The 22,964-nt window shown below is 40.4% G+C and carries 22 protein-coding genes and 1 pseudogene; all 23 read left to right on the forward strand.

Annotated elements, in window-relative coordinates:
- Positions 1-5 precede the first annotated feature (5 nt).
- On the forward strand, positions 6-962 hold the full coding sequence (gene dusB / locus OCV48_RS11755) for a tRNA dihydrouridine synthase DusB (protein WP_147592030.1): 957 nt from the start codon (positions 6-8) through the stop codon (positions 960-962).
- A 240-nt stretch (positions 963-1,202) separates the two neighbouring features.
- Positions 1,203-1,691, forward strand: a complete 489-nt coding sequence (gene greA / locus OCV48_RS11760; RefSeq protein ID WP_147592031.1) for a transcription elongation factor GreA — start codon at positions 1,203-1,205, stop codon at positions 1,689-1,691.
- 33 nt (positions 1,692-1,724) lie between these two features.
- A complete protein-coding gene (gene lysS, locus OCV48_RS11765) occupies positions 1,725-3,332 on the forward strand; it encodes a lysine--tRNA ligase (RefSeq protein ID WP_147592032.1) in 1,608 nt (535 codons plus the stop codon).
- A gap of 239 nt (positions 3,333-3,571) precedes the next feature.
- A complete protein-coding gene (locus tag OCV48_RS11770) occupies positions 3,572-3,793 on the forward strand; it encodes a DUF6462 family protein (RefSeq protein WP_005340583.1) in 222 nt (73 codons plus the stop codon).
- An 8-nt stretch (positions 3,794-3,801) separates the two neighbouring features.
- On the forward strand, positions 3,802-4,260 hold the full coding sequence (locus OCV48_RS11775) for a DUF6462 family protein (protein ID WP_147592033.1): 459 nt from the start codon (positions 3,802-3,804) through the stop codon (positions 4,258-4,260).
- Positions 4,261-4,263: 3 nt separating this feature from the next.
- Positions 4,264-4,548 (forward strand): DUF6462 family protein, encoded by a 285-nt coding sequence (locus OCV48_RS11780; protein ID WP_172794139.1) that lies wholly within the window; start codon positions 4,264-4,266, stop codon positions 4,546-4,548.
- A 543-nt stretch (positions 4,549-5,091) separates the two neighbouring features.
- A complete protein-coding gene (locus OCV48_RS11785) occupies positions 5,092-5,244 on the forward strand; it encodes a hypothetical protein (protein ID WP_262559758.1) in 153 nt (50 codons plus the stop codon).
- A complete protein-coding gene (locus tag OCV48_RS11790) occupies positions 5,231-5,485 on the forward strand; it encodes a hypothetical protein (protein ID WP_004611518.1) in 255 nt (84 codons plus the stop codon). Before OCV48_RS11785 ends, OCV48_RS11790 begins: the two co-directional genes overlap by 14 nt.
- 9 nt (positions 5,486-5,494) lie before the next feature.
- Complete coding sequence (locus OCV48_RS11795; RefSeq protein ID WP_394803283.1) at positions 5,495-6,457, forward strand: ParM/StbA family protein; 963 nt, start codon at positions 5,495-5,497, stop codon at positions 6,455-6,457.
- A gap of 11 nt (positions 6,458-6,468) precedes the next feature.
- Positions 6,469-6,915 (forward strand): hypothetical protein, encoded by a 447-nt coding sequence (locus tag OCV48_RS11800; protein WP_005340579.1) that lies wholly within the window; start codon positions 6,469-6,471, stop codon positions 6,913-6,915.
- A gap of 5 nt (positions 6,916-6,920) precedes the next feature.
- Positions 6,921-7,094 (forward strand): hypothetical protein, encoded by a 174-nt coding sequence (locus tag OCV48_RS11805; RefSeq protein WP_262559762.1) that lies wholly within the window; start codon positions 6,921-6,923, stop codon positions 7,092-7,094.
- Positions 7,095-7,331: 237 nt separating this feature from the next.
- Entirely contained in the window at positions 7,332-8,120 is a 789-nt protein-coding gene (locus OCV48_RS11810) for an ICP22 family protein (RefSeq protein ID WP_262559763.1), read from the forward strand.
- A 91-nt stretch (positions 8,121-8,211) separates the two neighbouring features.
- Positions 8,212-13,590: a SpaA isopeptide-forming pilin-related protein gene (locus OCV48_RS11815; RefSeq protein ID WP_262559765.1), complete on the forward strand. Its 5,379-nt coding sequence runs from the start codon at positions 8,212-8,214 to the stop codon at positions 13,588-13,590.
- A gap of 73 nt (positions 13,591-13,663) precedes the next feature.
- On the forward strand, positions 13,664-14,659 hold the full coding sequence (locus OCV48_RS11820; protein ID WP_015567847.1) for a DUF5688 family protein: 996 nt from the start codon (positions 13,664-13,666) through the stop codon (positions 14,657-14,659).
- Positions 14,660-14,768: 109 nt separating this feature from the next.
- Positions 14,769-15,308 carry a JAB domain-containing protein gene (locus OCV48_RS11825; RefSeq protein WP_004611525.1) on the forward strand — a complete coding sequence of 180 codons (540 nt, stop codon included), beginning with the start codon at positions 14,769-14,771 and terminating at the stop codon, positions 15,306-15,308.
- Between the two features lie 4 nt (positions 15,309-15,312).
- Positions 15,313-16,290 carry a DUF3991 and TOPRIM domain-containing protein gene (locus OCV48_RS11830; protein ID WP_147592038.1) on the forward strand — a complete coding sequence of 326 codons (978 nt, stop codon included), beginning with the start codon at positions 15,313-15,315 and terminating at the stop codon, positions 16,288-16,290.
- Positions 16,291-16,681: 391 nt separating this feature from the next.
- Complete coding sequence (locus OCV48_RS11835; RefSeq protein WP_117715737.1) at positions 16,682-17,206, forward strand: multidrug transporter; 525 nt, start codon at positions 16,682-16,684, stop codon at positions 17,204-17,206.
- 4 nt (positions 17,207-17,210) lie between these two features.
- Entirely contained in the window at positions 17,211-17,543 is a 333-nt protein-coding gene (locus tag OCV48_RS11840; protein WP_147592040.1) for a plasmid mobilization protein, read from the forward strand.
- Complete coding sequence (locus tag OCV48_RS11845; RefSeq protein WP_262559774.1) at positions 17,530-18,978, forward strand: relaxase/mobilization nuclease domain-containing protein; 1,449 nt, start codon at positions 17,530-17,532, stop codon at positions 18,976-18,978. The genes OCV48_RS11840 and OCV48_RS11845 overlap by 14 nt, the downstream gene beginning before the upstream one ends.
- Positions 18,979-19,007: 29 nt before the next feature.
- Positions 19,008-20,192 carry a hypothetical protein gene (locus OCV48_RS11850; RefSeq protein ID WP_147592041.1) on the forward strand — a complete coding sequence of 395 codons (1,185 nt, stop codon included), beginning with the start codon at positions 19,008-19,010 and terminating at the stop codon, positions 20,190-20,192.
- A 9-nt stretch (positions 20,193-20,201) separates the two neighbouring features.
- Complete coding sequence (locus OCV48_RS11855) at positions 20,202-20,606, forward strand: hypothetical protein (RefSeq protein ID WP_147592042.1); 405 nt, start codon at positions 20,202-20,204, stop codon at positions 20,604-20,606.
- Positions 20,606-21,724 carry a PcfB family protein gene (locus OCV48_RS11860; RefSeq protein ID WP_147592043.1) on the forward strand — a complete coding sequence of 373 codons (1,119 nt, stop codon included), beginning with the start codon at positions 20,606-20,608 and terminating at the stop codon, positions 21,722-21,724. Before OCV48_RS11855 ends, OCV48_RS11860 begins: the two co-directional genes overlap by 1 nt.
- A 6-nt stretch (positions 21,725-21,730) precedes the next feature.
- Positions 21,731-22,294: pseudogene (locus OCV48_RS11865) on the forward strand (type IV secretory system conjugative DNA transfer family protein); the annotation flags it as partial.
- Between the last annotated feature and the right edge of the window lie 670 nt (positions 22,295-22,964).

Genomic DNA, 22,964 nt, shown 5'->3' on the forward strand with positions numbered 1-22,964 from the left:
TACAGATGAAGATAGGAAATGTTGAAATTAAAAACAATATAGCACTTGCTCCTATGGCGGGTGTAACAGATTTACCGTATAGAATACTTTGTAAAGAGATGGGCTGCGGACTTCTGTATACGGAAATGGTCAGTGCAAAAGCTATTTTATATAAGAATAAAAACACTGAGCCTTTGTTAGAAACCAATGAATCAGAGAATCCGATAGCAGTACAATTATTTGGTTCAGATCCAGAGATAATGGGCAATATGGCAAGAAAACTCTGTGAAGAGAGGACATTTGACATAATAGATATAAATATGGGATGTCCCGTTCCTAAGATTGTTAATAATCATGAGGGCAGTGCGCTTATGAAGAATCCAAAGTTGGTCGAAGAAATACTTACAAACATTGTATCGAAAGTAGACAGACCTGTAACCATCAAGATTCGAAAAGGCTTTGATGAGCAGAATGTAAATGCGGTGGAGATTGCAAAAGTAGCGGAAAGTTGTGGAGTGTCTGCAATAGCTGTTCATGGAAGAACCAGAGAACAGTATTATTCAGGAAATGCAGACTATAAAGTCATAGCTGATGTAAAGCGAAATGTAAGTATTCCTGTAATCGGAAATGGTGATATAAGAGGCATAGAAGATGCGAAGAGAATCTATGAGGAAACAGGCTGTGATGGAATAATGATTGGAAGAGCCGCAAGAGGTAATCCATGGATATTCAGAGATATAGCCGATTATTTTGAAAAAGGCGTAATCAATGAACCACCTGACAGACAGGAAGTCAAGAAGATGATTTTGAGACATGCAGGACTTCTTATTAAATATAAAGGCGAATATACGGGAATTCGTGAAATGCGAAAACATGTAGCATGGTATACAACCGGTATGCCACATTCATCTAATATAAGAAATATGGTAAACCAGACAGAAAGTTATGATGAATTAGCAGAGCTGATTGAAAAATTTATTTAGATATGGCAGATAGTTTATAAATATAATTGTAAATGTGTTAACAAAACTAATGTAATATGTAAACTTAGTAAATTAACTAAAATATATGACATATCAATATATTTATATGATATGTAAAAGCAGTAATTAAAGTAGAAATATGTTGTAAATATAATACAAGGACACGACCTTGACATTGGCAAATGTTTAGGATATAATCCTTGTTTAGTATATGAAATTGTTCAGGAAGGGCGCGGAAAAATGTCAGATAAAAAAAATATATTAACTTATTCAGGATTAAAAAAATTAGAAAGTGAACTTGAGAATTTAAAAGTTGTCAGAAGAAAAGAAATTGCTGACAAGATTAAAGAAGCAAGAGAACAGGGTGACTTATCAGAAAATGCAGAATATGATGCTGCTAAAGAAGAGCAGGGACATATCGAGAAGAGAATCGAAGAAATCGAGAAGATTCTTAAGAATGCTGAAGTTGTAGACGAAGACGAAATAGACTTAGAGAAAATCAACGTAGGCTGTAAAGTTAAATTATTCGATATAGAATATGATGAAGAATTAGAATTTAACCTTGTAGGTTCAACAGAAGCAGACAGTCTTAATAATAAGATTTCTAATGAATCACCATTAGGTAAGGCTTTAATTGGCTGCAAAGTCGGAGAAATAGTAGATGTTGAAACACAGGCAGGAATTTCACAGTACGAGATTCTTGATATCCAGAGAAATATAGAAGAATAGTAGAAATGAGATGAGATAGAAGGAGTGGAAGTTGTGGCACAACAAAAGAATAACACACAAGAACAGGACATCAACCAGTTATTAAAAGTCAGAAGAGAGAAATTAGCGGATTTACAGGCAAATGGTAAGAACCCATTTGAGATAACAAAATATGACGTAACATGTCATACCTTAGATGCTAAGGCAGAATACGAAGCTCATGAAACAGAGATTTTAGCCGGAAGAGAGAAAGTAAATATTGATGGTCTTGACGAGCAGCAGGCAAGAGATGCAATCAATCAGGATTACAACGAGAGAAGAGCTATTATGGATGCAGCTCCTATTAATGTCTCAATAGCCGGACGTATGATGTTCAAACGTGTAATGGGTAAAGCATCATTTTGTAATATTCAGGACCTTAAAGGTAATATTCAGGTATACGTTGCCAGAGATTCTGTTGGTGAAGATAAATATGCAGATTTTAAGAAATCAGATATCGGTGATATCTTTGGTGTAGAGGGTTTCTTATTCAGAACTAAGACAGGCGAAATATCAATTCACGCATCAAATATTACAATGTTATCAAAGAGTCTTCAGATTCTTCCAGAGAAATATCATGGAATGACTAATACAGACTTAAGATATAGACAGAGATATACAGACTTAATTATGAATCCAGAGGTAAAGGAGACATTTATTAAGCGTTCGAAAATCATTAAAGAAATCCGTAATTTCTTAGATACAAGAGACTTTATGGAGGTTGAGACACCTATGCTTGTGTCGAATGCAGGTGGTGCAGCAGCCAGACCTTTCGAGACACATTATAATGCATTAGACGAAGATGTAAAACTTCGTATATCTCTTGAATTATATTTAAAGAGACTTATTGTCGGTGGCTTAGAAAGAGTATACGAAATCGGCAGAGTATTCCGTAACGAGGGTGTAGATACAAGACATAACCCTGAATTTACACTTATGGAATTATATCAGGCATATACAGATTACAACGGAATGATGGAACTTACAGAGAGTATGTTCCGTTATCTTGCAGAAAAAGTCTGCGGAACAACAAAGATAACATATAACGGAATTGAAATCGACCTTGGCAAGCCATTTGAACGTCTTACAATGAATGATGCCATTAAGAAATATACAGGAATTGATTTCGATACAGTTAAGACAGATGAAGAAGCTAAGAAGATTGCTGATGAAAATCATATCGAATATGAAGAACGCCATACGAAAGGTGATATCATCAATTTATTCTTCGAGGAATTCTGTGAAAAGAACTTAATTCAGCCAACATTTATTATGGATCATCCAATCGCAATTTCACCACTTACTAAGATGAAACCTGACGATCCAGAGAAAGTTGAGCGTTTCGAATTATTTATCAACACATGGGAAATGTGTAACGCATATTCAGAATTAAATGATCCTATTGACCAGAGAGAGAGATTCAAACTTCAGGATGCTGCCGCAGATGCCGGTGATGAAGAAGCTAACCACACAGATGAGGACTTCTTAAATGCTCTTGAAATCGGTATGCCTCCAACAGGTGGTATTGGATACGGAATAGACAGACTTGTGATGTTATTAACAGATTCACCAGCGATTAGAGATGTGTTATTGTTCCCGACAATGAAGAGCTTGGATAAATAAACCTAGTGTTTATGCGGGGTTGAGGCATTTGAGTACGTCAAAGGACGCATTAAAAGACGCATTTTGACATAGTCATTTACATCAGTATGAAAGAGTACACAATCTGAAAAGAAAAAGATTCAATCAAATATGAACTACTAAGAGGACATTTTCTAAAGAAATTTAGAAGATGTCCTCTTTTTTGCGTTATGGAGAAAATACGTCATTTGTTATGAAGTCAAAGTGAAAGGAGCACAGCAATGAATGAATCAAAGAAGAAAGATAGATATGAGGATGCAAAAAAGTTTGTAAGATATTCAGATGGTGCAAAAATGTACAGTATGGGAATGACAAAATTTCAAGAAGTGGCTAAGGATGCCAAGGCTTGTTATAAAATTGGTCAGCTTGTACTTGTTAATACAGAAATATTGGATAAGTATCTTGAAACTTTTCATATTACAGATTCTGAGTTTTATAAGTAGGTGATGTTATGGTAAATACATTGAGTGGTTCAGTTTGTGCCTATAGAAAAGAAACTGTAAAACCAAGATTTATTCGTATTGATGAGGTAATGGCTTTATTAGATGTAACACAAGATGAGGCAATGGATATAGCGTTGGCTGCTGGAGCAAGATATCAGCTTGCAAAGATTATATTAGTACATAAGGAAAGGTTGATGAAATTTATGAAACATTCTGCAAGAGTTCCTAGTTCAAATAAAATTGTGGAAAAGAAGTTTGTGAGAATCGGAGAGGGTTCAATGACTTACAGCATAGGACATCATAGATTTATCGAAATGGCTAGAGCAGCTGGAGCTGTATATAAGATAGGCGAAGCAAAAGGAAATACTATTCTGATTAATCTGGAGGTGTTTGATGAATATATGGAGCAATTCAGAGAATCGCCAACAGAAATGAAACATCCATTGCCAAATGTGAAAGGAGACTGATGAATGAGTTACTCATATAAGTGCTATTCAGATACAAAGGATTTTATGAAAAAATTTGTCAATGCAGAGGAAGGAGCGATTATTTATGGGATAAGTAAATCGAGAATCATAGTAATTGCGAGAGAGGCAGGAGCAGTCTATAAAGTCGGTAATTCAGCATTAATCAATACGGAATTATTTGAAAAATATCTTGAACTATTCAGAGAGCCGGCAAGAGAACTGCCTAAGCATACATGGAACAAATTAAAGGAAATGACAAATACACCAAAAACTGGTGAAAATTCGTAAGAATACACCAGTGGTGTCACTTCCGTAAAATTAAAGTGCATTGTAGAATATCAATTGTCCAAGAGAGATTGGACATAACAATTGAATAATCAGTTACAGATTTGCAAAGTAGTTTGCACTACAGAATTTCTGTAGGTAGTAAAATTACGGGGCATGTACCTGGAGGATGAAAGTCACAGCTATCATATTAGTAGTCTGATGGATCGAAAGATGAAGGGCGAGAAGCTGGATGGAAATCTGGTAAAAGGAATCGGCATGTTGCGTAAGGATAATTAACCACAGAGGGCGAGAAGTTCGTCCTTATCCTCAAAAGGCTAAAAGAGGAGATAGTGCTTCTGATAATTCAGAAGGGCGTCGTGAAACACATTTTGTGGCTCGTCTGTAACTCCCGGAGGTGAGAACACCTCTTTGTACACGGGGCGATATAGGAGTCTAGAAGACTGGCGTGTACCTACATGCTTAGCGTTAAGCATAGCCATGTAGACTATATCACTTCCAAATTCAAATTCTGTCTATATGGCAACTAATTTGAAGGAGGATAAAGTGGTGATAGGATTTAGCATAGCATTAATAATTATTGTTCTTATCGTATTGTATTCGTTAGCTAGGACGGCAGGAGAGTCGGACAGGACAATGGAACAGATAAGAGAGCAATCACTCCTTGGAAGGGAGGAGAGCTCTGGTGGGAACAGTTGAAAAAAGAGATAAGCATAAGAAACGCAGGTTTGTATCTCCAGAAGAAAAGCTTGAAAGAGAATTAAAAGATTGTATGCATTGTAGATTCTTCTGGGGACATAACAACAGATGTGCCAATGGAACATGTTGTAAACCATCTAAGAAAAAAGAACAGAAACTTCCGACGGAATGTGTCGGATGTCCATATTATCAAGGGAATGGTTATTGTTTTCCTTGTATGCGAAAGCTGATAGGAAAGTAGGTGGTTAAGATGTTCAAGTGGCTGTTTAAGAAGAAAGGATGTGCAAAACACATGAATAACAAGTTAGAAGTAATCGGCATTGATCATGGATGGTCAATGATGAAAACAATCTCTCAGGTATTTGTCACAGGTGTTAAGGAGATTACAACAACTCCGGCACTTTTCGGCGATGTACTTGAGTATGAAGGAAAGTTCTATAAGGTTGGAACTGTGAGGCAGGAAGTAAAGGATACAAAGGTCGAAGATGACAGTTTTTATCTTCTCACTCTTGCAGCAGTTGCTAAGGAACTTAAAAGAAGAGGTCTTGTAGAGGCAAAGGTATTTCTTGCTGTAGGACTTCCACTTACAAGATTTGGAGCAGAGAAGAATGATTTTATCAAGTACCTGACAAAGAATAAGCGTGTAAGCTTCAAATATGAGAATGAGTCATATCATATTGAAATTGATGATGTGGCAGTATTTCCTCAGTGCTATGCAGCAGTAGTGGACAAGATTCCTGCTATGGCAAAGAAAACACTGATAGTAGATATTGGAAGCTGGACAATCGACATTATGCCGGTAATCAACAAGTCACCGGATGAATCAAAGTGTGTGACGATACCAAAAGGTCTTATTACCTGTATGCGTTCTATCAATGAACAGTGTGTAAGACAACTTAACGGAGAGGTAGACGAGTCAGAGATACAGAACATCATGCGATATGGCAGGTCAGATATTGATGATGAATACTTTGCCATTATCAAGGCAGAGATAGAGGATTTTGTTGATAAGGTATATAACTCAATCCGTGAGTTTGGGTATAACTTAAAGACTACACCGATTGTATTTGTCGGTGGCGGGGCAGTTGTGATGAAGAATTTTGGTAGCCATGATGCAAAGAACATTTCCTATAACCTTGATGTAAAGGCAAATGCAAGAGGATATGAGCAGCTTGCCACGATGGGGCTTAAAAGCACTAAGCGATTATCATAAGGAGGCAGATGATGGGAAGAAGACTTGAATATGAAGTAAAAACTTCTGTCCGCCTCAACATGAGCAATCCTCAGCATGTGAAAATCAATGATGTGATTCAGAACCTTGATCCGAAGATTTTCAAATCTAAGAACCAGTTCATTATAGATGCGATTCAGTTCTACATTGATAATTATGGAAAAGAAACTTTTGTTATCAAGAAGAAGGAAAAAGAGAGGGCTGAATATATCCGCTCAGAAGATATTGATGACATTAAGGAAGAAGTCATTGAAGCAGCAACCAATGAGGCTAGGAAAGAGGTCATAAGGCTGTTAGGCGGAGTGATATCCGGGATGAATGTTGGTCAGCCGGTAATAATGCAGGCAGCCAATAGTGAAGCACAAGAACCTACAGAAGATGTTATGGACGATGCAGATGTTGCAGGACTTGCAATGGGATGGATGTCGAAAGGAGACTGATTATTATGAGAAGAGTTATGGGAGCCGTAGGAACAGTGATTTTAGAGATACTCAAGTGGATATTGAGGATAATTCTTGGAGTGTTGAAGCTGGTCTTAGGACTTGCCAGGATAATTCTTCTTCTATTCGCTATGGTGGCAAGGATATTTCTTTCATTCGTAAGAATGGGCACATTCTGAGAGGAGGTGAGCATATATGCAGGCTAAGGGTTTATTCTTGAATTATAAGAAAAACAGACGACTTATGCAGTATTTCTTTAAAATAAGAGAGCTGGTATAATGAAAGGAGTTTAAGATGCACAGAATACGGGACAGTCCTATGTGTCCCGTGCATTACAAATAAATAGTTCACCGCAAGGGTGGATGGCACGGAACACAAAGCCCGTCCCTCTTGCGGAGAAGGGATGGGTGATTACTATGAAGAAGATAAGTATTATCTTATTATCCGCAGTACTGGTCTTTTCAATGGCTGCCTGTAATGGTGGTAAGGAAAAGGCTGATAATCAGACAGAGAAACAGACGGAAAGCATAAAGCCAACTGAAGAAGCAGAAATGGCAACGGAAGCTGTCACAGAGGTCACAACCGAAGCTGGAAAAGAAGAGATAGAGAAAGATATTGCCGAGGCTAAAGATTCAGAAGAGAAGACTGATAAGGAAGACAACCAGTCCGCTGATAATGAAACTGCTTCAAAGCAGGAAGAAAAGCCAAAGCAGAATGACGAGCCGGAACAGAAAGCTTCAGTAAATGATAATGAGGAAGCTGGCGAAAATCAGAGTAATGCAGGTAATGGTGGTCAGACTACAGACAGTCCGAAAGATAATGTGAGCAATCCACAGCCTGCATCCGTGGCATACAGTCCACAGAATGTTGTGTCACTTGCAACAGCAAAGTGTCAGGCAGGAGGGATGATTACCACACAGCAGAATTTACAGAACCATTTGAATGATGGCAGTATCACGCAGGAAGAGTACAATGAGTATTATCCTTACGATGGTATGGAAGGCTCTTATTACAGTGTGTTTGTAGAGACAGACCTCAACAAAGCAAGTACCATTGATGGACAGCGGTTATCATCTGAGGATGCAATCGCAGAATATATTGCAAGTATGTTACTTTTGGAAACAGATCCGGTATTCTACATCAGTTATGATGGAGTTTACACGACAGGCGGCACAGACTATTACGAGTTTCGATGTCACAGATAAATAAAAACGAATAGAAGTAGAAGGAAGAAAGATGTAAGCCATAAACTTATGTCTTTCTTTTTTTATGCGTAAATTAAGGAGGAAAGAGCACATGAAACAGAAACTAAAGCGTTTTATGGCAGGATTTATGGCTATGCTCACACTGGTTGGAACACTCTTTACGAATGGAACAACAGCATTTGCAGCCAGTCCGCAGGCAAATATTGCGTTCTGGAATGCGTCAGTCAAAAATTCCGGAGAAGTAAGTGAGCTGAAGCCCGGATATAATCATGGCAAGATTCTGTATTCAATTCTTGACGGAAATTCTGCATATTGTATGAATTTCGGATTAAGAGCAGATGGCGGTCAGCTTATGAACAGCTACGATGATGCGAGCACATCAATGTCAGCACAGCAGAGAAAGCTATTAAGTTACTGCCTTTATTATGGGTTTAACAGTACACAAAAGGCGGCACCAAGCAACAGTCAGTGCGATGAGTATATCGCAACTCAGGCAATGGTATGGGTTATTGTAGCAGATATCTTTGGAACCGGAAGTGGTGATTCGGCAGCGAGAAAGCTCTGTAACACAGCACCAAGTCCTGATTCTTCATACAGCTATTACGAGAGACTCAGGGACAATATCAGCAGCTCCTACAATGCAACACTTCCAAGTTTTGCATCACGCAGAACCAGTGAGGCACCAACTTATGAATTAAAGTGGAATGAGGGAAGTCAGAGATTTGAAACAACATTATCTGACAGCAATGGTGTTTTATCGGATTTTGATTTTGGCATCAGCGGATATTCTGTTGATAAGAATGGCAACAGTATTACAATCTCTTCAACGAGCGTAAATACTACAGCTACAACAGGAACATTCACATCCAATGCTGGCAAGGTTGAGACAACATCAAGCTGTGTATTCTGGCTTACAGGAAAGAGCGGATATCAGGAGTTTATTTCTGAAAGACCGACAGCAGATCCTATCAAAGCATATATCAAGGTCAAGACAGAGAACATCGGATATGGTGAGCTTACAAAGACAGATGAGTCAAGCGGAGTGAAGCTTTCCGGTGCAGTCTATGGAATCTATTCTGACAGCGGATGCACAAACAGAATACAGACCATGACAACAGATGGAAACGGATATGCAAAGTCAGCTGCACTTGTCGCAGGCACTTATTATGTAAAAGAGATTACTGCACCAAAGGGATATGTCCTTTCCGGTAAAGTTCATACACTTACTGTAAAAGCAGGACAGACAACGGGAATCTCTGCAACAGATAAAGAGCAGCTTGGAGCAATCACAATCTATAAAGAGGGTGAGGTGCTTAGCTCATGGAATGGAAGCAACTTCACTTATGAGAAAAAGAAGCTTTCCGGAGCAACCTTTAAGGTAACTGCTGGAGCAGATATCTATAAGGCAGATGGTACAAAGGTGTATAGTGCTGGCGATGTTGTGGCAGAAAGCCTTACAACAGGAACTGACGGACAGGTGGTATTATCTGACCTTCATCTTGGAACTTATGTGGTAACTGAGATTAAGAGCATTGACGGGTATACAATCAATACCACACCTCAGACAGTAGCAGTTGAGTATAAGGACCAGACTGTGACAGTACAGTATGAATCAACTACGATTGAGAATACAAGACAGAAAGCGGATGTATCTGTCGTAAAGAAGGACTCTGACACAGATAACCCTCTTGATGGTGGCAAGTACACACTTTATGCCGGAAATGACATCAAAAACTATGCCGGACAGGTTATTGTCACAAAGGGTACAGCTCTTGAGACAGTAACTACAGGTGAGGACGGACAGGCAAGCTACAGCGTGGATCTGCCAATCTCTAACGGATATTATGTCTCAGAGACACAGGCACCATATGCGTATATCAGAAATAGTAAAGATGTTTACAGCTTCAATTTCAATGTATTACCTGAAACACAGGCAAAGGCATCATTCAGTCACACATTTGTAAATGACAGAACCACAGCAAAGATTCATATCTACAAGGTAGATAAGGAATCAGGCAAGGCAGTAGCCCAGGGAGATGCAAGCCTTAAAGGTGCAGTTTATGGTCTTTATGCGAGAAACGATATCGTGCATCCGGACGGAGCAACAGGAGTCGTATTCAAAGCAGGAGACCTTGTAGCAACACTTACAACAGATAAGAATGGCGAAGCAGAGGTCAATAACCTTTACCTTGGAAATTATTATGTGAAAGAAATCACTCCATCAGAGGGGTATCTCTTAGACGAAGAGGAGCATGATGTAGTATGCGACTATGAGGGAGACCTTGTAGCAGAGGTATCAAGAAGCACAACATCAGCAGAGCAGGTCATCAAGCAGCCATTCCAGCTTATCAAGGTATCTGACAATGGCGATGATACTGAAGCAGGCTTATTGGCAGGTGCAGAGTTCACAGCTTATTTGAAATCATCTTTACCTGTAAAGGCAGATGGAAGTTATGACTTTGATAAGGCAACTCCGGTAGTAATCGGGGAAAACGGAGCAACAACAATCACATCCGATGATAAGGGACATGCAGTTTCCATTGCAATTCCTTATGGAACCTATGTGGTAGTAGAATCAAAGACTCCGCATAACATGAAAACAATCAAGCCATTTGAGGTAAAGATAAAGGAGAATCATCCAACAGAGCCTCAGACATGGAGAGTTTTCTTGGACAGAGAGTTTACAGCAAAGCTTCGTGTAATCAAGAAGGATTCTGATACAAAGCAGACAGTACTTGTACCAAATGCTGAGTTTAAGATTTTCAACCTTGATAAGAATGAATATGTAACCCAGTACACGACTTATCCGTCAAAGGTTAAGCATACTTCATTCTTTACGGATGAGGATGGCGATTTAATCTTACCAGAAGCACTTAAAATCGGAAACTACCGCATTGAAGAGATAAAAGCACCATTCGGATATGTGGTAAACGATAACTATATCAACATTTCGGTTGATACAGACACAGCATTTGAGACTGATGGAGATACCAATGATGCCATCATCACAGTGGAATATTCTGATGCCCCGGCAGTAGGAGAGCTTACTGTTGAAAAGAAGGGAGAGGTACTTGACGGATTTAAGGGCGGACTTTTTGCAAACTCTGAGGATAAGGAGTTTGTCTATAAAGAGGGTTCACTTGCAGGAGCAGTATTCAAGGTGTATGCAGCGGAAGATATTTTCACAGCAGACAAGCAGAAAGACGCAGATGGCAACCGTACAAAGTATTACAGCAAGGGCGACCTTGTGGCAACTCTTACAACAGGAAAAGATGGAAAGGCAGTAGCAAAGAACCTTCCTCTTGGACAGTATAAGGTTGTAGAAGTAACTGCTCCTGACGGATATGTATTAAATCCGAATGAGCAGACAGTCACATTCACTTATGTGGATGATAAGACACCTGTTATCAAAGAAAGCCTTACTTTCTCTAATGACAGACAGAAACTTGATATGTCAGTGACTAAGCTTGATTCAGAAGATAATACACCGATTGCAGGTGCTGTATTTGGACTCTATGCAGATGAGGACATCAAGAATGTGGATGGCAAGGTAATCATCGAAAAGGGTACTTTACTTGAGAAAGCAACTTCTGATGAAAACGGAAAGATTACTTTTGTTAAGGATTATCCGTTTGCAAAGTATGTTGCAAAAGAGATTGAAAAGCCTGCCGGATATGTGACAAACGAAGAGGTAGTAACCTTTGATACCAAGTATCAGGGACAGGATGTGAAAACTGCTGTATATAGCAGCGAGTATAAAAATACTCCGACAACCTTTGAATTTACAAAGACGGATATTACAAGTGGCGCAGAGCTTAGTGGTGCAACACTTACTGTACTTGATAAGGATGGAAATGTGGTAGACACATGGACATCTGATGCAAAGGAAGCTCATGTAATCAAGAAGCTTGTAGTTGGCGAGACTTACACACTTCGTGAGGAGTTTGCTCCATACGGATACCTGAAAGCAACCGATATTCAGTTTACAGTAGAGGATACAGGCGATGTGCAGCATGTCGAGATGAAGGACGAGGTTCCGACAGGTTCTATCGTAATCAACAAGGATGGTGAGTTTGTAACAGATACCACTCTTATGAAGGGACACTGGTATGATTTCATTTTCAATTACTTCAAGGATAGTCTCGCAGGAGTAACCTTTGATGTATATGCAAAAGAGGATATTGTGAGTGCAGACGGACTTGGAACTGTATACCACAAAGCTGGTGACAAGGTAGCAACCATTGTTACGAACGATAAGGGCATTGCAAGAATTGATGACCTTCCACTTGGCAAGTATTATCTTGTAGAGACAAAGACATTAGATGGATTTGTGCTGGATGATACACCGATTGATGCAGACCTTTCTTATATCGACCAGAATACAAAGGTTGTATTTGCGGGAATGGATGTAACCAATGAGAGACAGAAGGTGCAGATTACTGTCACAAAGACTGATTCAGAGACGAAGAATGCTCTTGAAGGTGCAGTATTCGGCTTATTTGCGAAAGAGGATATCGTAAATAAAGATGGAAAAGTCATTGTCAAAGCAGATACACAGATTGAGAGAGGTGTTACTGGAAAGGATGGCAAAGTAACATTTACTTCTGACCTTCCACTTGGACAGTATTATGTCAAAGAGATTGAGGCACCAAAGGGCTATGTGAAGTCTGATAAGATTTTTGATGTGGATGCTTCATATCAGGGAGATAAGGTAAAGGTTATCGAGTTTAAGGCAGCATTTGAAAATGCACCGATCAAGGTAGAAATTTCAAAGACTGATATCACAGGCAAGAAAGAATTGCCTGGAGCAAAGCTTTCGGTTATTGATGCTGATGGAAAGCTTGTTGAGAGCTGGACATCAGAGGCAGGAAAGACTCATATGATTGAGAGACTTCCTGTCGGAAAGTACACACTCAGAGAGGAATCTGCACCATATGGATATAAGGTGGCAAGTGATGTAACCTTTGAAGTAAAGGAGACAGCAGAAATCCAGAAGGTATCCATGAAAGATGAACAGGCAGTCGGTAAGATTGTCATTGAGAAAACTGACAAAGTAACCGGAAAGCCGATCGAGGGTGTTGTATTTGAAGTAAGGGATAAGGACGGAAAGGTGCTTGATACACTCACTACTGACAAGAATGGTCATGCAGAGAGCAAGGAGCTTCCTATCTGTACTTACAATGAGGATGGTTCATTTAAGGAAGATATCCATTATACAGTAGTTGAGACAAAAGCAGCTGACGGATATATCCTTGATGAAACAGCTCACGATGTAACTCTTCGATATGATGACAATGCACCGGAAGTTGTTGTAACAACACTTAAGCTTGTCAATGTACCGACAGAGCCTAAGCTTCCACAGACAGGCGACAATGCAAATCCGCTTCTTTATCTTGGAATCGGTGCACTTGCACTTATTACAGGTGTTGGAGTCGGACTTCGTGGAAGAAAGAAAAAGAATAAACAGTAACAATTAACCTTGCGGGGAATGTAAGCCAGTAACTTATGTTCCCCGCTTTTTTAGATTAAGGAGGAACCGTAATATGATGAATTACGAGATTTTTAAGGAAGTAGTAAAAGAAAAGTTTATGGATTATATGCCTGAGAAGTTCAAAGGAATGGAGCTTGTGGTAGAACCCGTGGAAAAGGTGAATGTGACTCTTGATGGCATCATCTTAAGAGAGGAAGGCAGGAACATTTCGCCTACGATTTATATCAATGACATGTATAAGAAGTATCAGGATTGTGGTGACCTTGAGGAAACACTTATGGCTGCATGTGACTTCATGGAAAGGGCATATGAGCAGGCTCCGGTTGTTGATGTGGACAGCATTATGAGAGATGCTAACGAGAAGATTGTATTCCAGCTCATCAATACAGAGCAGAATAAGACATTTTTGGAACAGGTGCCGCACAGAGAGTTCCAGGATCTTTCTATTGTGTATAAGGTAATAATCAGTGCAGATAAGGATGCGGTGCAGAGTTCAAAAATTACAAATGAATTTGCGAAAAGACTTGGAATGAGCGAGGAACAGCTCTTTAAGTGTGCAGCGGAAAACACAAGAAGACTCTTCCCACCTGTCGTTCGTAGTATGAATGACATTATGAAAGAAATGTTCGCAAGGGATGGGATGCCACAGGAGATCGCAGAGATGATGATAGCTGAGATTCCACCGGAGCAGACGATGTGGGTGATTTCCAATGAAAATGGTATCAATGGTGCAGCATCCATGCTTTATGAGAATGAGCTTCATGAGCTGGCAGAGAGTTTAGAGAGTGACCTTTATATTCTCCCTTCGAGCGTGCATGAGGTTATTGCAGTATCTTCAGATATGGGAAGCCCTGAGATGCTAGCACAGATGGTAGTCGAGGTAAATATGCAGGAGGTGTCTTTGGACGAGAGACTTTCCAATCAGGTATATCACTATGATAAGGATTTAAGAAAACTTACCCTTGCAACTGATACACCAAACAAGAGACTTGATGGTATCGTTGCAGAACCTCCCCTTGTATATGATGCGAAGGAAAAGTCCAGATAGGAGGCAGTTATGGAGCAGGAACTTACAATGGAAGAACTCATTGCTCTCATAAACAGCCAGAAAGGTGACTTTGTTATCCGTGTCGAGTTTGGAGAGGAGGCGGTGTCTGATGCCAAAGAAGAATGACTTCAAGCTTGATGTGGTTTCGGTAAGACTTGTAAAGGATGCTCCGATTTATTCGGAGCACACCTTTAATAATCCGGCGGATATAGCTGCTGTCATGGGAGACTGTATGTGCCAGTTTGACAGGGAAGTAGTGTGTGTGGTCAATCTAAGGTCAGATTTAAAACCTATCAATGTGCATTTTGCAAGTGTTGGTTCTTTAAATGAGGCAATGGCACATCCGAGAGAGCTGTTTAAATCAAGTATCTTAAGCAATGCTGCAAGCATGATGTTAATCCATTGTCATCCATCCGGGAATGTATTCCCAAGCAAGGCAGACACGATGATGACAGACCGCATGAACAAGCTGTGTGAACTGATGGGAATACCGCTCATTGACCATATCATAGTCGGTGGAGACAATCGTGAATTTTTCAGTTTCAGGGAAAAAGGCATGATTGATAATCCTAAGATTACCCTGAGCACTGATTACCGGACACTTGATATCAAGTCACCGCTTGTAGCAGAGCAGGGAAAGGCAAGGTGAAAGCATGGATGGAAGATTTACGGATGAAGAGCTTGCCATAGCAAAGAGTGTTGACTTGTGTGCAGTTGCAGAAAGTCTTGGGTATACAGTAAAGAGGATTGGCAAATACCACACTTTAAAAGAGATGGATTCCATCCGTATCTATAACAGAAGCCATTGGTACAGATGGTCAAGGCAGTTTGACAAAGGCAACAATGGCGGCTCACAGATAGATTTCTTGCGGGTGTTTTGTGGAATGAGTGTAAAAGAGGCTGTGTTCTGGCTTTTAGATTTTGCAGGATACAGAAGGATCGAGAATCCTGTAAAGCAGCCACTTGTTCATCAGGTATCGCAGAAGCAGGCAGAGGAGAGAAAGCCGTTTGTCCTACCGGAACCGGCAGGAGATAATTCCTATCTTATTTCATATCTGAATCAGGAGAGAGGAATCAGCAGAGCAGTCATAGATCTGTTTTTAAAAGATGGACTGATTTATGAGAGCAGGCATTACCACAATGTTGTTTTCAAAGGAAATGATAAAAATGGAGTGACAAGATTTGCAAGTATGCGGGGAGTGTTTGATAAGCAGGGTAAGCCATTCAAGTGTGATGTCACAGGAAATGATAAGAACTATGGATTTAATGTGGTAAATGTTAACAGTACAGAGCTTGTAGTATTTGAGGCTGCAATCGACCTTATGAGTTATGTCGATATCTTCGCAGATTATGAATCGAATAAGCTGGCACTTGGGATGCTTGCAGATGCACCACTTGAGACTTTTCTTCGGGAACATCCGCAGATTACTTCCATCCGGTTCTGCCTTGATGGAGATGAGCCGGGGAGAAAAGCAGCAGCTGAACTTATGAGAAAGTATTATGAGCTTGGATATGAGGTAGAAGACTGTCCGCCTCCAGCCGGATATAAGGATTACAACGAGTGGCTTGTAGCGGCAAAGCTTAATCTGAACAGGATGAATAAGCGAGCAGATGAACCAGTCAGGGCATGAAAAACCGGATTTTGATGTGTGGGGGCAGAAAGCGCCCCCAAAACAGCAAAGTGGGGGCAGAAAGCGCCCCCAAAATGTCAAAGTGGGGGCAAAAAGTGCCCCCGCAATTTGGACACGACAAAATCTGGACTGAAGTAAAAATAAAAGTGGGGGCAGAAAGCGCCCCCAAAATAACAAGATGGGGGCAGAAAGCGCCCCCAAAGTAGCAAAGTGGGGGCAAAAAGCGCCCCCACTTTCATAAACAGAGGGTTTTAGGGAGATTTTCTCCCTAACTAGATGGCATTAGGACAGAGATGTCTCTAATGCGTATCTAGCAGTCGCCGGGGACTAACTGGAGACTGGAGCTTTGGTGAATATTTACTAAACACGGATAAGGAGGTGCAAGGAAGCAATGGATGCAGAAGTTACGCTATTTTCAAAACCAGAAGAACTGATTGCCTGGGCAGACACATTTGATATCTTACTTAACCCTTCGATAGAAGATGCTGCAATATTGCTTAATTATATGGAAGGTCATGATTATGCTATTGGCATAGATTCTGATGGAAAGATGTACAGACAGGATGTAGCTGAGGAGAATGGTGAAATTGAACCATACCCGATAGATGATGTTATAGATACTGTTTGTGAATGGAACTATGAACTGATACTTGATGCTGATGCACACAGGAATGATCCAAAGGATTTTAAAGATTACAGTGAGTTTCAGGATAAGTATGACAGTTTGAAAGCAGATGAAAAGAGGCTGGACAGGTTATTTGAAAAGACCTGTTATGCAAAGGAGATTGATGAAATGGCAGCTGCTTTGGTGGAATCATTCATTAGTCATCTAAGTAGCAGGGATGATTTGGAAAAAGCTGCGGTGACAGTTGCAGAAGGAATTAAGGATTATAGTACGGGTAAGAGAGGAAGGTGAGTCTATGGCAGATAAAGTTCATTGTATTAGGAAAACACTAAGACTAATGCCAGAGGAAGCCAAGATTCTTGCAAAAAAGGCATGTGATAATGGAATGAATGAGGCTGAGTATATCCGTCTTCTTATCAGTCAGAAACCAAATGATTATCCGGAAGTAAGGAAGATTATGAAGGAACTCATTAATGAAGTCAACAGAATTGGAATAAATATCAATCAGATAGTATTTAACAATAATGCCGGGCTGTATTCCAAGGAAGATAAGACACAGCTGATAGCTTATATGCGAAAACTGAATCAGAAGGTAGATGAGGCGGTGGTAAAGATTGGCAATCAGTAAAATCCTTAATATGAAGGATTGTGGTGGGCATTTTCACGGAAAACATCTGAAGAGATCTCTTGATTATGTGATGAATCCGGAGAAAACACAGGATGGAAGGCTCGTTGGTGCAATCAACTGTCAGGTCGATTCTGCTTTTGAACAGATGAAAGCTACAAAACGGAAGTTTGGAAAAGTTGATAAAAGGCAGGGATATCATATCATTCTCTCATTTAAGGAAGATGAAGTGAATCCTGATACGGCATTTGAGATAACCCGGAGATTCGTGGAAGAGTATCTTGGAAAATCATATGAGGCAGTATATGTGGTGCATGATAATACAGCACATGTTCATTCACACATTGTATTTAACAGTGTGAGTTTTGTGGATGGGAAAAAGTACCGCTATGAAAAAGGAGACTGGGCAAAGTATATCCAGCCAATCACGAATAAGCTGTGTCAGGAATATGGTCTTTCAATCATTGATGTTGATGATGGCAGTAAGGAAAAAGAGCATGAAAGCTATAAGGACTGGAGCGAATATCGTGAAGGCAGTTTTGTATGGGCAGATATGATTAAGAGAGACCTGGATTCCTGCATACTGCAGGCAGGAAATTATGAGCAGTTTCTGGAGCTGTTATCTGACAAAGGATATGAGGTCAAGCAGGGAAAGTATCTGGCGGTAAAGCCACAAGGAATGACGAGATTTCGCAGATGTAAGACATTAGGTGACACGTATTCTGATGAGGCAATCCGGGAAAGGATAGAAAAAGAGGATATTTCATTTTACCGGGAACAGCAGAAAGAAGTACAACCGGTTCTTTGTAAGTGTAAGGTGAGAAGATACCGAAGGGCAAAGATGTCGGGGCTTCAAAAGAGATACTATGCAAAGCTATACCGGATAGGAAAGCTGAAAAAGAAGCCATACAGTCAGGTATGGAAGTATAAGGATGATATCCGTAAGATGCATAAACTGCAGGAGGAGTATTTGTTCCTTGTAAATCATGACATTCATTCAGCAGAGGAGCTTGTCAGTGTAATCAGCTCATTGACAGATAAAAGAAAAGAAGTTTCAGCAGAGAAAAGCCGCATTTATAAGGCTAGGGAGAGAAGTCGAGAACTTTTTGATATAGCAGATGATATGAAAGAGTTAGAACCTGCTGAGAAGTCTTTCCTCCAGGGAGATGAATTTTTTACGGATGAGCATCTGCAATGGGAAACTTTGAAACAGAAACTTTTATCACAGGGATATAGCCTTGAAGAGGTGGAAGCACTGCGTAAACATTATAAAGAGGAGTATTCCAAAGCATGTGCAAAAGAAAGGGCAGTATTCAAAGAGTTGAATATTGGTAAATCTATATGGAAGAGTCTTATTCCAGACAGCGTATCAGATGGAAAAGATGCACAGTACAACAAAGAGACAATACGAGACAGGAAAGAGCAGCCAGAACGTTAGGCTGTTTTTTTAGTAGTTAGGAGGCATATATGGAAGAAAACAGAGAACCGCTTAGTGCGATAGCAATCGAGAAAAAATTGCAGCTTCTCCGAAATAAGCATTTTAGTGAAGATACGATTGCTCTTGTAAAAAGTGATTATGAATATGGACTGAAAGAGGAGGAGATCAGCCTTTATCTCAATAAGTCATACGACATTGAACAGATGAAGATTTTATCGGAATGTCTGCACAAGGATGTTCCAAAAGATGTGATTGATATTATCAAGAATACCAAGTATTCGGTTCATCAGATGCAGGTGTCCCTTGAATTTTATGAAAAGGGTGTACCTGTTCAAACAATTAAGGAGGTTATGGACAAAGGGGAAAAACCTATTACCATGCGACGATTATATGAGGAAGTTCTGGAACAGCTGAATAAAGTCAAGAACCAGATTCCAGAAGAGTCTGAGTATGTGAAAGCACTCATTTCTCAGATGGATGAAGTGGTTGCAAAGATCAATCATCAGAATGAAAGGTATGATGCCCTGAATAAGAAGCTTTCTGAAATAGAGACTTCCAAAGATGATGAGGAAGTCAGGGGGCGTCTGGTCAAGGAGAACCAGGATAAGGACGCTCTTATAAACAGTCAGCAGAATGAACTGAATAAGGCAAGCAGTACGATTGCAAGACTCAGGGATGATATTGAGAAAAAGGATAAGGAGATGAAGCGTATGGGAGACAGAATAGAGTCATTGGAAGATAAGATCATAAGTGTTGCCACAGAGAATAAAAAAGAAGCAGAAAGTAAGGCAGAGCTGCAGGAAAGCCAGTCCGTATCACAGGCAGATAAAAAGATGGTTGATACAGTTGCAGTTCCTCAGAATATGCAGGCTGTGGCAAACGGGATTCCGGTCTATTATCAGATTCCGATAGTTGATGGTACTGGAAATGTGGTGCAGAGACTTCCGATTGAGAGAAGTGTGAGAAAGAGCGGCAACAGCGGAGTGGCAGGTCTTTTTGCAAGACTGTCATTTAAGAAAAAGTCAAGGGCAGATATTGTAAAGCTGGTTGCATCGGGAGACCTTGTTCCGGCGCAGCTTGTGCAGATTAAGAGTGCAATAGAAAAGGGACTTACTGAGTCACAGCTTGTAGAGCTTATCAACAACAACATTTCAGCGGAAAAGATGAAGGAGATCATTGAGATTGCTGTGCTTGAAAACAGCATGGCAGATTAGGAGGAACTTATGAATTTAGCAGTAGTAAATGAAGCAGTAACAGAGATGAATGGTGTGGAGCATCAGTTTACAGAGGAAGAGAAAAACTTTGTTGTCCAGTTCGCATTCAGAAGCGGCAGCAAGGAAGATACGATTTCTCTTATTGAAGCATTGGCACATTCAGCGGATGAGGCTGAGTCGGACGAGATTATGGTCACATACAGGTCTAAATATGATATGAAGCCTGCATGGGTGGAGCAGGTGGAAAACCTGCTTGTGGCACTTGAGATGTACCGTATCGAGGAGGAAAAAGCAATCAATCATCTGGCAGATATTTTGACTGCTTATGGTATTGATGTATCAGCCGAGGAAATCCGTACAACAGAGACAGAAACACTTAAAACAACAGTCAGAGAGAAAGTGGAGGTGCGATAATGGCAGAAGAGATTCAGGAAGCGGTGCAGATCATCCGTGTAGCTTATGATGGCATTGAGATTGCCATGAAGGTAGGAAGTGGCGGAATAGCTGCCATGCAGAGGGCAATAGATTTCTTAAAAGGGATGCTTGATTATGAAAAGTCACTTGGCAAGACATCCATGAGAAAGCTGCTCTTAAAGGGCGGTGATTTACAGGTATTGCAGTTTAATACCGAAGATATGAAAAAGGTTGAAAAGATGGCAAAGAAGTATGGAATCCTGTATTCGGTACTTCCAGACTGTAACAGGAAAGACGGATTGAGTGAGGTTATCTTCCATACTGAGGCAGTTCCACGTGTGAATATGATGATACAGAAGCTCAAGTTTGGCAAGATTGCCACATTTGACGATTATCTGAAGAATGGAGATGAAAAATCCCTTGGCAAGCTGATGGATTTTTTGAAGAAACAGCAGGGAAACGAGAAAAGCCACACGATAGAAGGTGATAAGGTTAATTCCGCCATTGACGGACTGATTGAAAAAGTCGGAATGTTTGCAATGGAAAAGAAAGCTATCAGTGTGGATCAGGTCAAAGAGAATTTCAGCATCAATGGTGAGCAGGCTGAAAGTGTTATCAGACAGCTTGAGACAATCGGTGTGCTTGGCAGCAAGAATGAGGATGGCACCCATACAGTCATGATGGACAAGGATGCATTTATCAATCGTGTCAGAGGCTATCAGGACCTTGCTGAGAGAATGAGGGCAGTTGCAGCATCAAAAAATGCGAACCTGTCAGATGTGACTATCAGCAAGAAGCTGATTATTGAAGAAAACGACCATGCTGTAAAGACAAGAATCCCAGGCACATGGGGAGAAGAGGCAAGATATGTATGGCTCCGTAAGGAAAACATCATGGAGATTCATGGTGGAAAGACAATGCTTACCTTCCTTGATTCAACCAAGGATTATAAGCTCTACGATGAGCAGAATCGTGTGGTGACAACCCAGAAAGGAACCGAGCTTTATACTCACTATGATAAGGTGGAATCATCTGTCAGGGAGCGTTACGAGAAAGTGCAGAAGCAGCAGAAAAAGACCACACAGAAGAAAACTGTTACCACGAAGAAAGCGAGGTAGCAGCCTATGCAGACAACAAAGAAAAAGCCGTCACTGATATTCATTCTTGTGGGTGCAGTGTTAGCCGGGTATCTTGGTTATCTGATAAATGGTGCGTGGATAGAGGGAATAGCATTTAATGAATTTATGGACAGATTCAATGAAGTATGTGCGGTTCCCTTTGCCAACTATTACAATTCCAATACAGTAAAAGCAGTAGCCATTGCATTAGGTATCTATGCGATGGCTATTGTTATGTATTACACCAGTCAGAGAAACTATATGCCCGGTAAGGAATTTGGTACGGCAAGATTTGAAAATCCGAAGCAGGTCAACAAGATACTTGCAGATAAGGATGAAAATTTCAACCGGATACTCAGCCAGAATGTGAAGATGTCGCTGGATTTCAGAAGGCTCAAGCTCAATGGAAATATACTTATCTGTGGTGGTTCTGGAGCAGGAAAGACATTTTATGAAGTAAAGCCGAATCTGATGCAGATGCCGCATAACTGTTCCTTTATCTGTACCGATCCAAAGGGAGGTGCGAAACGTTCCATAGTGAAAAGCTATGGCACGATTGCAACTAATAATTGAATAAAAAAAATAGTAGTAAATCGGAGAACTAAACACACGATATGTCGAATGATGGAGTAACGTCCTGAAAGGCAACCCTAATCCTCCGACTTGCACCTAAGTTAGTAGAAACTAAAGTGTAAGAAGCTCGGTGAAGTCGGCAGAGAGATACCGAAACAGATTAGATGTCGAAAGCATTTCAGAGGTGAGATGTGTATCCTATATGCCGGGGGTCTATAAACTATCTATGGTGAGAATGAAGAGAGTTAAGCTCTTCTGACGAAACTTCGAATGTACGGGTCTATATCGGGACTATGTAGAAATGCATAGTGACACAAATAGTGTCGTTACTGTGGGCGAGTAAGACTCCGCCTTTATGAAAGTCCATACATTGTTACAGGCAGTGTCAAGGTAACAGGCTCATAGAAGGAACCTAAGGATAGATGTAAAGATAGTGTGTTTGGAACGTTGGAAGCTGACAGCGTGGAGAATCTACTTTCTACGAAACGTATCAAACGGGAAAATCACAATAGTGATATAAGTGAGATTATGTCAGTGAAAGCGGAGGTATAGTACCGAAGAAACCGTGATAATAAGCGGTGGAGGGAAGACCTCTAGTCATACAGTTAAGCAAATTAAAGTCGAATGGTATGGGTTCGAGTAAGACTAAGAGATGTAATCACTCCTA

It is taken from the genome of Bovifimicola ammoniilytica (genome assembly GCF_025567085.1).
Taxonomy (GTDB): domain Bacteria; phylum Bacillota; class Clostridia; order Lachnospirales; family Lachnospiraceae; genus Bovifimicola; species Bovifimicola ammoniilytica.